Genomic DNA, 12,449 nt, shown 5'->3' on the forward strand with positions numbered 1-12,449 from the left:
CCTTGCAGAACTACAGGGCCTTATTTGCCCCGTGATGGCATCATCTCGCTTAAAACCGTGAAAATAGCGGATCACAGTTCCCTTTGCTTTGACAAATGGCTGTTCGCAGCGGAAATAACGGACTATAGTTTCCTATGAACCTAAGCGTTCTTGGTCGCGAAGTTAGATCTTCTCGATGACTTTGTCAATCAGGCCATACGCTTTCGCATCCGCGGCATCCAAAAAGTAATCGCGGTCCGTATCCAGCTCGATTTTCTCAATCGGCTGTTTCGTTGTTTCTGAGAGAATACGGTTGAGTGTGCGGCGTGTTTTGAGAATATGCTGAGCGCGAATATGAATGTCGCTAGCCTGCCCTTGGGCGCCGCCCCAAGGTTGGTGGATCATGACCTCAGCGTTTGGAAGGGCAAAACGTTTGCCTGGTGCACCGGACGACAGTAGAGTCGCGCCCATGGAAGCCGCCATTCCCACACAAATGGTAGATACATCAGGTTTGATGAAGTTCATCGTATCATAGATAGCCAATCCGGCCGATGTTGAACCGCCGGGGGAGTTAATGTAGAGTGAAATATCTTTCTCTGGATCTTCAGCGGAAAGGAACAATAGCTGGGCAATAATCGCATTGGCTACTTGATCATTCACTTCTGTTCCTAAGAAGATAATTCTGTCTTTCAGCAAACGGGAATAAATATCGTAAGAGCGCTCTCCGCGCGCGCTTTGTTCAACAACCATAGGTATGAAGCTCATAGGATTCATCCTTTCTATTTTGAGAGTAGCTTATCCTGTTAAGATGCGGCTCTGCTTTGTACGGTGTGGCGGTAAACAGGCTGTTTCTGGCCAAAACCAGAGGAAATAATGAGAAGACGAACAGGTTCCTCGCTCTGAGAATGGAATTCACGGACAGTGAAGGTAGCTTCTGACTCAGATAAGCTCTGGCGACGATAATCGTCGATGGAGATCACTTGGCTGTCTGATTTGTTAGGAACTACGCGCTCTATAGGCTGCTCCCATGTGATAACAGGTGATCCTGGCACCGTATTCTTCTGTTCCTCTTTTGAATTTTTCACTTGTTCATGTTCTTGACTTTGACTCATCGCAGGCGTCCTCCTCATTCTTTCGGTTTCGGATACACGGCTAATAATACTTGATAGGCTTCATTCTCGTCTTTGCCGGCAGCGTAGCGTTCCACTAACTGCTGTACCATGGCAGCATATTCCTCAATGAAGGCCTGTCGCTGCTGCTCATTGGACAAATGAACTTGCAGCTGCAGCGTAGCACTGGGGATTTCTTCCCCAACCTCAGATTGCTCCATGAGCAGCATGGCGTCACGCCTTATTCTCTCTGAAGTTGTGACTAGATGGGCGAGCGAACTCTGATCCTTCAGCTTTTGCACAGTTTCGGGCTTCATGCTCAAACAATCAGCTAGCACGAAAGTTTTGGCAATGGATCTGTACAGCACCTCGACCAGATTGCGTACTTGACGCGTGCCGACTCGCTGCACTAAACCCGCTTTTTCCAAAGCTTTCAAGTGATAGTTGATCCGCTGCGCGGTCTCACCAAGCGTTCGAGCCACTTCAGCTGCAGAGCCAGGCTCCAGAAGCTGCGCGATAATCTCCCCACGGATGGGGTTAAGCAATACTGTAGCTTGCTCGGGGGACTCGATGTAATACCTGTCTTGAATATCGTTTAGCATGGAGAGGATGCCTCCAGTACAATGAATATGTTACGTAAAAATATTTTATTACGTGGGAGCGGGAAAGTCAATGGGCGGTTAAAAATGATGATGTTGGGTGACAAATAAGTTTTGAAGTAGACAATAAAGTTTTGAAGTAACAAACATAGTTTTGAAGTGACAAATAAAGTTTTGAAGTAACAAATAAAGTTCTGAAGTATAGATAAGAATCATTTTGGCTAGATTGTATAGTACCAAGATGTATAGGACATTTGTCCTTTGCCAGCTAGTGCGTTCACTCCATTGGGTGAACGCATATTTTATTTTAGGGGGAGAAAATCATGAATAGAGGCAGTGCTATACGTAAGACTCAGATGAATAAACTTAAGGACGGTAGAGGTCAAGGATATGGAAAGGATTATAAGCCTTTCATACAAGCAAGTGATAATAAAACACCTTCTGATGGATATCTTATTAGGGAGTTAGGATGGAAAACTGGTAGAATACACCATACCCTTTCAAAGGGAGAATGCCGCTATCTTATGGTCCTATGCTGGTCGAATGCTGTTGTCGATATAAGAGAACAATACCCTCTTACCCCAATTAAGCGAAGCATTGAGATTGCAGAACAATTGAATATTAAGCATGCACATCTAGATAATGAGCCTGTTATTGCAACGACTGACTTTAATATCACAATTGAGACAGAGAAAGGATTAGAAGATGTTGTTAGAACAGTAAAAATTCCTAGTGATTTAACACCGAGGACACTCGAGCTCTTCCAAATAGAAAAAACCTTTTTTGAAGAGCAAGACATCAATTGGGGTATTATTCTTTCTACACATATGCCTATGAATCTAGTAAAGAACGTAGAGTGGATGTATGAAGGTAAATTTTTGGAAAGCAGACAAGGGTTAGACATAGAAGTGATCGATCATATCTCAGAGCCATTCCTACATTTACTCATAAAAAATAACGGTCAAAACACTATTCAAAAGCTATGTCAGCAAGCTGATAAACAATTTGGACTAGAGCCAGGATCGTGCATGTTTATTTTAAAACACCAATTAGCTAATAAGCGATGGCACACGGACATGATGAATCAACAAATTAGAATGTCAAAACCATTAATTATAACAGGAGGAAACAAATGATTTTAGAGGGTTCTGTATATCATCTTTCTAGTTTGAATGGCACCAATGACCTTATTGTAAGAGTCCTTTGGAGTTCCGAAGATAGGTCTAAAATTGTTGTAGTGAACGCGACTAACTCAAATCAAATGGGGTTCCCGTTCATTATGGATACACAGCAGTTAGTCAGCGACATCCAACAAAAAAAAGCATTAAAACTTGATTATGAGCCTGACCAACAAATCTTATATCCTACAGAAGAGTACTTATCTAAACATGTTGAGAGTAGGGACTCTAAATGGGAAATTATTAGAGAAGTCGTGCAAATGGAGCCGGAGATTTACTATAGAAAAGTAAGATGGCAATTGATAAAAAAAGTAATGGATAAATTTAATATTAAAGAGAACGTAATATATGATGCTTTAAAAAAATATTGGTTTTACGGAAAAAATATGAATGGCCTCATAAATAATTATCATGAGTGTGGTTTAGAAGGTGAGGATAGAGAGTATAACAAAAGACCTGGAAGAAAGGGGCCTAATATTTATCAGATCACTGAGAGTGATATTTCTAATTTTCAGGAGGCTGTGAAGAAATATATTATTGATGGTAGATTAAATATTCGTGATGCACACCAACAGTTACTTGAGAATTACTATAAAAAACCTGGATATAGGTTAAGAGGCGTCCTCGTACCGAATATCGTTGAGAGTGAAGCGCCCACAGAGAGGCAGTTTAGCTACTGGTACAAAAAAGAGTATCCGTTTAAAACGAGAAAAGCACACAAAGTTGGCCGAAGAAACGCAGAAAAAGACTTTAGAGCACTCTTAAATAGTAATTCAGTTTATGTGGAAGGACCTGGGGCGTTGTATCAAATAGATTCTACACCGTCGGATGTTGATGTTGTTGCTATTAATGGCAGGACTACTATTGGAAGACCGACAACCTTTATCGTTAAAGATGTATTTACGCGTAAAGTAGTTGGCTACTCTTCTAGTCTCAAACATGCATCATGGATAGAAGGTGCTATGATGGCATTAGAAAACGCATCAGCTAATAAAGTTGAATATTGTAAAAGATTTAATATAGATATAAATGAAGAGGATTGGCCCGCGGCTAATCTACCAAGAGAGATCGTTGCAGACAGAGGGGAAATGAAAAGTAAGTATCCAAATGGGATTGTTACTTTAGGAATAAGAGTAGCCAATACACCGTCATATCGGCCTGAATTGAAGGCAGTAGTTGAGCAACACTTTCGATTTAAAAATGATATGATCAAACGAATTCTTGGCAAGTCAGGTGCAATTACAAAGGAGAAAAGAGATCCAGGTGACCCTGATCCCTCTGACACAGCAGCAATAACTTTTGACACTTTTAATCGAATTATGATTGAACATATTCTTGCTTTCAACAAAATGTCACTACCTAGGGATTTTCTAGTTACTCCCGAGATGTTTAAAGAGAATGTAGAACTGACACCAAATGGGTTGTGGGAATGGGGAAAAAAGAGAATGCTTCTGCATGAAAGACCCACTTCAACCATTCACTATGCATTGTTACCTAAAGAGACTGCAAGAGTAACTAGATTCGGAATTGAATTTAAAAAACTTTGCTATAGTTGTGAAATTGGCGAGGAGAAGGGTTGGTTTGATAGTGAGAGTATCGAGGGGAAATCCAATGTTACTATCGCTTTTGACTCAAGAAACTGTAGCCAAATCATTGTTCAGTTACAAGATGCGTCACTTATTTATTGTAGATTAACTCCTAAATATCAAGAATATGAAAATATATGCTTCGAAGATGTTAAAGCAATCTTTGAATTTAGAAATGAGCAATATAAAAATAAATCAAATTCGAACAAACAAACAAAGGCAGAGTTTAATGCTATTTCTTCTTATGTCATAAAAGAGGATGTCAAATTGACCAAAGCTGAAAATGTAGGTAAGAGCAAAGCAGAGAAAAAAACTAATAAGCGTGCGAAACGAGTCGATGAAGCTATGAAAAGAAGCGCACAATCAGCTTTGACCGCAGTTGCTAAAGGAAACGACTATCATGAGTCACAAGTTCTACAAAACGTTGAGGTGAAAAAGGTTAAGCTAAACAGTAACATTAATGATTTTCTAAGAAGTATGAATGAGGAGATGAGTGGTACATGAATGCGAATCCAAATTTAATAATAATAAGTGGTCGCCATTGCAAAGCGACATATAATGAGCAGGTTATCCCGGAGAATCAAGGGAACCCTCATATTGAGGCATTACCCAATCGCCTTAATCAAAAAGACTTGTATATTAAGTTGTTTAGTAAACCTGCCTTTAAAGGAGATATATCTCAGGTTGACATCGAGGATCGGCTAGCGTTAGTGCAACAGATCGGCAAAAGTTTCTGGTTGCCTCTAGCATCTCAATTTTCCAAATATCGGCAACTGTATAACATGATAAAGATTGGTTATCAATCAAGGAACCCGTTGTCCCCGGAATATAATAGACAGTATGCGGTTGGGATAGAAGAAATATTTGAACATGGCGTTGATGATGAAGGCAAAAATATTGCAGGGGTCTGCCATACTGCTGAAATGTATGCCGAGATTGGGCTGAGTGGTATCGGTAAAACGATTGCTCAGAAGAAACTACTGGAGCTTTTTCCGCAAGTTATACATCATACATCCTACAATGGGAAACCACTTAAAAGAACACAGGTAGTATGGATACACGTTGAATGTCCAAGCAATAAATCACTTGGGGCTCTATGCCGTAATTTTTACAGGGAAGTTGATAAAATAATAGGCACTGATTATTACGAGAGGTTTGGTGAAAAGGCGGGCACGATTGAGAAGTTAATTAATAGAATGGTTAAAGTCGCAAATCTAATTAACTTGGGTGTATTAGTCATTGATGAAATTAATAGGGTTCATAAGGCGCATTCAGGTGGCGACGATAGGATGATTGAATTCATTACAGAGCTTACAAATACAATTGGAGTACCCATTATTATTATGGGAACGTTCAAGTCGCTCTACTTGTTCAATAAATCATTAGCTAATTCTAGACGTGGTATTCCTGACACTTTCACCGAAAACATCACAGATCGCATGATAGAAGATAGTGATGAGTGGGAACAACTAATCACAGCCTTATGGGATTTACAATATACACTAACGAAGACAAAACTTACCGAAGAATTTAAGAAAGTCATGTATTACCATAGCATGGGGATTGCGGATATAACCGTAAAATTATTTATGCACGTTCAATGCCAAGCCATTCTACAAGGAGGCTCAGAAGTTATTACCCCTGGCTTAATTCATGCCGTTGCAAATAACAGTCTGAGGCTGGTACAACCCTTGTTTGAGAGAATAAGGAGAGGTGATACAGCAGCTCTAGTTGAGTATGAGGATGTAAAGCCCGATTGGACAGAATTTCACGAGTATTTAAAAGAAGTCAACCATAGAGTTTATGTTCATGGTGAATTAGCGGAAGAGCATGAAAGGTTGATTCAGTCGAAGGAAAGGGAAGAAATTTTAGCAAATCTCATACAATTTGCAAGCAAGTTGGTTGACATTGAAAGGGCTGAGATACTTTCAAGAACAGTATATGATGCTAGTAGTGGAATGGGAGATGTTAGCTCGATGTATCAACAATTAGCTGATCTAATATTGAAACAAGAGCAAACCAAATCAGATAAGGAAAAAGGAAGTATGAGTACGCTGCCGAAACTCGCAAAAATTAAAAAGGTAAATCCCTTAATGAGTGATTCAGATCTTAGGTTTATTGTGAATAATGGGGCAATCAAAGGACTTTCTGTGGAAGAATCATTATCTAAAACTGGTGTCATTAAAATACCAACAGAATTTATTGCTTTATGAGGGGGAGACAAGGTGATTGTGTCATTTCCAATGATGTTACCGGACGAACTCTTCTACAGCTGCTGTGCAAGGTATCACAATGAAAGTGGGAATGAAGATGTAATGCATACTCTTAATGATTTGTTTGGAAAACCCCACATGGTGCTTGATCCCGCATACCCGAAAGGGTTAGATTACTTTGTGGCCCAAATGAATTCTAGCATTAAGGTTGACCAAATAATCAGAGAGCAAACGATTTTCCCTCTATTTGTGCCTTTTCTTGATAAGGAAAGGCTTGATCATTTATACAAGATGTTCCATGGAGAGGGTAAAAACTACGCTAATCATATTCTGGGAATAAAGAATGATTTAAGAATAACCTCCCTAAAATATTGCCGAATGTGTTTAATACATGATGATGAGAAGTTTGGTGTGCCCTTTTGGCATAGATCACACCATTTGCCAGGAATACATAGTTGCTTAATCCATCATCTACCATTAGATTCTCAGTGTCCTGTATGTTTGGTACAATTCAAACCTAAAAAGGGGTATTTAACACGGCTAAATCGATATTGTGAAAATGGGCACGATTTAACAAAGATTGTTACAATAAGTAGTTCTCGAGACGAGCATATTGAACTAATGAATGGGTTAGCTCATGATGTTAGTTTTATCTTTCATCTTGATGTACAATTGTATAATTGGAGTGAGATATACGCATTAGGCTTAAGACAACTAGGTTATGGTGGGAAAAATAGAAGGGTTAATTTAATGAGATTACGGGGGGAAATGCAAAAAAAATATCCAGAGTCCTTTCTTGCTCGATTAGGCTGTCAATTAGATAAGAATGGAGATTGGCTTACGACCATTTATCTTAAGAAGCAAGCCGTATTTCATCCCATTCAACACCTACTATTAATTCGGTTTTTATTTGGTTCGATGAGTAAATTAGCTTCATGGTTAAAGCAGGATGAGAATTTCCATAAAGGTTTTAATGCTGCATAAATAAAGAAAAAGAATCCAACAACATTACACTAGTTTAATGTTGTTGGATTTTTTTTCCTTTTACTTATAAACCCGAGTTATTTCCTTAATAATATTCTGTAACATAATAATTTCCTTGTCCTCTAGTGTGTTTAAAATTGATGATATTTCTTTTGTAGCAGCTTCACGAGTAGAGGAGATGGGAGTATATTCAATGTTTTGGGCTGCCTGTAACAATTCATAAACATTAATTGATAAGCTCTGAGCAACTTTTTCGAGATTCACCAATGAAATATTACGTTCACCTCTTTCAAGTCCACCAATGTAAGTGAAATGGAACCCTGATTTTTCACCAAGTTCTTCTTGAGAAAGGCCCTTTAGCTTTCTTAAATCTCTTATCTTTTCACCTAAACGATAAAGTATAGTTGACATAATCTTATCCACCTCTATTAAAAGTGTAGATAAGGAAAAGACATGGCGTAATGGGTATTAAAGTATTAATTATTATATGCTTTAAAGTATTACATTTCGACTCTTTGTATATAGACTCTAAATTATTTCCAAACTAATATTGAGAGTGTTTTTAATAGTACAAGTAAATAAAGCATCATTTTATTTGGGGGGCATTTTAGTGCTAGGTAATACATTGATACAATTTCCACCATTAAGAGATGATGAAGATTATAGAAGTGTAGTTTACCGATATCATATTAGATCGACTAATGAAGATATAATTCTGACGATGGAAGAACTATTTAATATTAAAACTGACTTAATTGGTATTCTTCCTAAAAATTTAGACTTTCTCTTCGGTAAGTTACCTATAGATTACCCCTTAACTATAGAGGATTTTTTGTTTAATCATACATGGTATGGGCTCGTGAGATCTTTTAATCCAAATGAAAAGATTGTATACATTAAAAAGGAAGCTAATTACTCTAATTTCCATCAAGGACACAACAATAGACTGATTGCGAAATCTTTATCTGGATTTATATCTGAAAAAATTAAGTACTGCCCAAAATGTATGCAACTTGATTTTAATAAGTATGGTGAATGTTATATTCATAGGAGTCACCAATTAGCATTTATTTACAATTGTACAGAACATAATAGTAGATTAATTAGTAATTGTTTAATATGTAATATACCGCTATCAGGCTCCAACTACCAGTCAATTAGCCCGTATTGTGTTAATGGTCATCATATTGAACAAAACGAATTTAGTTATGAAAATAGTAAACTTCAACTGTTAGTAGTTAAATTAATATATGAACTAAATTTAAATAGATCATCATTAGATTTAGAAAGTATTAAAACTAAATTCATAAATCATCTTGGGAGTAAAGGTTATCTAAGTATTCAAAACGCAGTAATTCAACGAGAAAAACTAATTAATGATTTCTTTAATCATTTTGGAGAGACAGAGCTAAAAAAAATGGGGATTTTATTACATGATTTTAATAAGCGTAATCGATTAAATAATGAAATCGTATCTAAAATGGGAATCCATATAGTCTTTTATATATTGTTAATGTATTTCTTAGCTAATGGAGTAAATAAATTTATTGAGGATGGCATTTATTGGACTGTAAAATTACCATTTGGGCATGGACCATGGCAATGTTTTAACAAGCATTGTGATTTCCATAATGAAACAATAATTAATAAATTCACACTAGAAGGGACTACTTCGGGAAGAATCTCGGGAGAATTTATTTGTCCTGAGTGTGGGTTTATGTACTCTCGTCTTTGGAGAACAAGTGATCGTGATCAGGTAAGTGACAAAAGAGCGATCGTATCAGTAGGGCCAGTAACAATTATTAAGCTATTAGAGTACTGTCTTCAGAAAAAAAGCATAACCCAACTAAGAGAGATTATTGATTCAAGGTCAGCAAGAAAATATTTACTATGGTTATTTGGTAATCAGAATTATTTACAATGTGATGGAACTCTAATTGAAAGTAAAATCAATGAGCTTGAAGTATTGGTGCGGAATTTAAAAAATCATATCGGTGACGGAACGTACCTGACTAAATTAAAAGAAATCATTGGAAAAGAAATAAATGATACTACTGAAAATAAAGAACTCACCTCTAGACGACTTGAAAATCGTGCTAAGATATTAATTGTGATACATGAACTAGGTGATGTTCCTAGAAGCCATATCGAATCAAAAGCATTTAATGAATATAGATGGCTTTTACTAAACGATAGGGAATGGATGGAGAGTAACTTACCTTCTCAAAAAAATAAAGTTATAAGAAAATCTTTGAATTATATTAATCTAGATATGGAATTAAGCGATTTAATTAGAATAGCTGCAGAAAAACTTTACGAACTGAATCCAGTTAAAAGAATTAAAAAGTATGTAATAATAAACACATTGAATAAACTAGATAGAAATCGCATATCTGTGTATTTAAATAAAGGCAAACTCCCCAAATGTGAGCAAGTGCTGAAAGAATATGAAGAAACAAATGAAGCATATCTACTAAGAAAAACACCTTCATTAGTCAAACGTTTATTAAATAGCGGTTATAGACACGTTACATTTAGTAGTCTTTGTAGTTGTAATAAATTGTTCCGAAATTGTGGCTCAGAATTGAAAAACAAAATTGAACGAATTATTGAAGAAGTTATGAAGAAAGAGTTGTAGTATATTTATCAATAACTGTATTTATTAGTAATGACCTTAAGAGGAGAAAGTCCATGGAGACTCCCTTTAAGGTCATTTTTTGGTTTAATATAACTATGTGTTTTAAAGTATTATTTTATATTGTATATAAGTATTAAATTCTTATATTTGGTCAAACTATTAATAGGAATCTATTAAATAAAATGGGAGGAATGAATTATGTTGAAGGGAAGAGCACTAGTAACTCCACAGGGTATTTTGTTTCGGAATAAATTCTACTCAGGAAGTTTTTTTATTAAAGATGAATGGTTTACTAAAGCATTGAAGCGTAAGTGGGAGGTTTCGGTCTATTATTTTAAAGAACGAGAAGATAAGATTTTTTATATAAAGGATGAAAGTAACGTTATTGTAGTTCAGGCGAATTTGTTGAACATTAAGTCTAGTCTATCAGAGAGTGAGCTTCAAACATATCACAGATTATTAATAATATATAAGAAAGACTACTTAAGAAATAGACGTCTATACAAGTCCCGTAGAACATTTTCCTCAGCAATATATGGACACTAGGAGAACGTTAAAGTTATGGAAGAATTGATTAAAGAAGTTCAAGGAAATATTCTTAAGATTAAAGCAAATATCACCAGGAATAAAAAGTACCATGATTATCCCTTTACAAATAATTGCGATCATTACTATAAACTTAATCAATTACATAAGCAATTAGATTGTTGGGAAATGGTTTTATCCTTAATTATTAAATATCAAAATAAAAGGTGCATTGACATTGTGTGGAAAAGTGATATCTTTGTCAAAGTTATTGAAGTTGAAAAGAGTACGGTACCAGGTTTTGTAACTCAGAAAACACTTTCTCAAATGTTTGAATACATGAGAACAATGGAATGGAAAATAGAGCAGTTAATGTAGGGGGAGTTATTGAGTATATCGTGGATATCTGACAAGGGCATGCAAACCCAGTCAGTGAACGATTTTAGTCAAGGCAAGGCATATTATGTTGCCAGAGATGTTGAAGAGAGATTCATTGTAGATCTGTGTTCAATTTGTTAGGCAGTTACTTGGTTGCAGCAATGCGAACGAATAACAGAGTTGAGGTGACTCAATGTCCAATGAAACAAAAGTGACTTCATAATTTAAAATGTAAATGCCTGAGGAATCAGGCTTTTTTTTCTGAAGCCTCACATCACTGTCAAAGTGCAAGGTGGACTTACAGAAGATAGAAACTGGCTTGAAAATGTGGGAGAAACTTGTTCACCGGTTCACAGCTTCCAGTTGTCTCTATCAGAACCAGCAACGTTTGGAACTTCCGTTACATTCCTTAGCGTTTAATCGAAAGATATTTATGATTTGCACAAGTGATTGGTGGAAAAGGTAGCGTCATCGCCTGCTGAACTTATCAAACGTTATTTAGAATTGGAACACTTTCATCCTCATTTGACTTTGGAAAAAACCTACTGGGGTATGAAAGAACCCGAGATTGAAGAGATGACTCTCGCAGCGAGATGCCGTTGAAGATATACAACGTACTGTTTAATCATATTTATAAGATCAATAAAAAATAGCATTACACGAAGTGATTAAACAGGAAACGTTAGTTAAATGCTGACATTGTAGCAGTCGGCAAAATTGCTCGTCTACGGCTATTTATGGAAATAACGGACAGCATTTCTTCAACTTGATGTTTATTATTCCAATCTCTTTATCTGTTTCAAATTTCATCTGCTCTAACAAGTGTAATTACTTTTTTTTTCTATCATCGTAGAAAAAGATTTAATTTAGAAAAGAGGATGCAATTCAAAGAGTAAGCAAGAGTAAACATATATTTTTATTGGGAAAATAAAACATTGCATTTCAGTCATAATGCATGGTATATTATCAATCCGGTCGCAAGACTGACTGGTTAAAGTCACTTGATAGTAACAAGTAGTGATAGAAAAGTTAGTTTGGTAGTTCTCGCTGCTTCGGTAACGTGGCGGTGAACGAAAGAAATTGATCTTTGAAAACTGAACAACGAGTGAGTAAGCACAGTCGAGAAATCGACTATAAATGAGATTGTAAAATCTCGCTAGCAAGTCAATGAGTACAATTAAGCTTTTCTATTATGGAGAGTTTGATCCTGGCTCAGGACGAACGCTGGCGGCGTGCCTAATACATGCAAGTCGAGCGGAG

Annotated in this window: 10 protein-coding genes and 1 rRNA gene; 7 read left to right on the top strand and 4 right to left on the bottom strand. The window is 36.5% G+C overall.

What is annotated here, in order from left to right; translation table 11 throughout:
• Window positions 1–162: 162 nt before the first annotated feature.
• Genes clpP through AC58VC_RS35275 form a run of 3 tightly spaced genes read right to left on the bottom strand, consistent with a single transcriptional unit; the run spans window position 163 to window position 1,690 of the window.
• Entirely contained in the window at window positions 163–744 is a 582-nt protein-coding gene (clpP, locus tag AC58VC_RS35265; RefSeq protein WP_497376194.1) for an ATP-dependent Clp endopeptidase proteolytic subunit ClpP, read from the bottom strand.
• A 38-nt stretch (window positions 745–782) separates the two neighbouring features.
• Entirely contained in the window at window positions 783–1,091 is a 309-nt protein-coding gene (locus AC58VC_RS35270) for a hypothetical protein (protein ID WP_497376195.1), read from the bottom strand.
• A gap of 14 nt (window positions 1,092–1,105) precedes the next feature.
• Window positions 1,106–1,690: an ArsR/SmtB family transcription factor gene (locus AC58VC_RS35275; protein ID WP_497376196.1), complete on the bottom strand. Its 585-nt coding sequence runs from the start codon at window positions 1,688–1,690 to the stop codon at window positions 1,106–1,108.
• Between the two features lie 320 nt (window positions 1,691–2,010).
• Here AC58VC_RS35275 and AC58VC_RS35280 point away from each other — a divergent pair, with 320 nt between their 5' ends.
• The 4 genes from AC58VC_RS35280 to AC58VC_RS35295 are packed head-to-tail and all read left to right on the top strand — an operon-like array spanning window position 2,011 to window position 7,648.
• Window positions 2,011–2,823 (top strand): TnsA endonuclease C-terminal domain-containing protein, encoded by an 813-nt coding sequence (locus tag AC58VC_RS35280; RefSeq protein WP_497376197.1) that lies wholly within the window; start codon window positions 2,011–2,013, stop codon window positions 2,821–2,823.
• Window positions 2,820–4,955: a TnsB C-terminal domain-containing protein gene (locus AC58VC_RS35285; protein ID WP_497376198.1), complete on the top strand. Its 2,136-nt coding sequence runs from the start codon at window positions 2,820–2,822 to the stop codon at window positions 4,953–4,955. Before AC58VC_RS35280 ends, AC58VC_RS35285 begins: the two co-directional genes overlap by 4 nt.
• The gene (locus AC58VC_RS35290) at window positions 4,952–6,664 is read left to right on the top strand and encodes an ATP-binding protein (RefSeq protein ID WP_497376199.1); all 1,713 of its coding nucleotides are present in this window, start codon (window positions 4,952–4,954) and stop codon (window positions 6,662–6,664) included. Before AC58VC_RS35285 ends, AC58VC_RS35290 begins: the two co-directional genes overlap by 4 nt.
• A 12-nt stretch (window positions 6,665–6,676) precedes the next feature.
• Window positions 6,677–7,648: a TnsD family Tn7-like transposition protein gene (locus AC58VC_RS35295; protein WP_497376200.1), complete on the top strand. Its 972-nt coding sequence runs from the start codon at window positions 6,677–6,679 to the stop codon at window positions 7,646–7,648.
• Window positions 7,649–7,708: 60 nt separating this feature from the next.
• On the opposite strand, the gene AC58VC_RS35300 is transcribed toward AC58VC_RS35295, so the two are convergent.
• A complete protein-coding gene (locus AC58VC_RS35300; RefSeq protein ID WP_497376201.1) occupies window positions 7,709–8,059 on the bottom strand; it encodes a helix-turn-helix domain-containing protein in 351 nt (116 codons plus the stop codon).
• Window positions 8,060–8,258: 199 nt separating this feature from the next.
• Between AC58VC_RS35300 and AC58VC_RS35305 the strand changes: the two genes are divergently transcribed.
• The 3 genes from AC58VC_RS35305 to AC58VC_RS35315 form a co-directional block, all read left to right on the top strand.
• Entirely contained in the window at window positions 8,259–10,286 is a 2,028-nt protein-coding gene (locus AC58VC_RS35305; protein ID WP_497376202.1) for a TnsD family Tn7-like transposition protein, read from the top strand.
• 561 nt (window positions 10,287–10,847) lie between these two features.
• Window positions 10,848–11,189 (top strand): hypothetical protein, encoded by a 342-nt coding sequence (locus tag AC58VC_RS35310; protein WP_497376203.1) that lies wholly within the window; start codon window positions 10,848–10,850, stop codon window positions 11,187–11,189.
• Window positions 11,190–12,378: 1,189 nt separating this feature from the next.
• Window positions 12,379–12,449 (top strand): 16S ribosomal RNA (locus tag AC58VC_RS35315); the annotation flags it as partial.

This window comes from Paenibacillus sp. J22R67 (assembly GCF_059692175.1).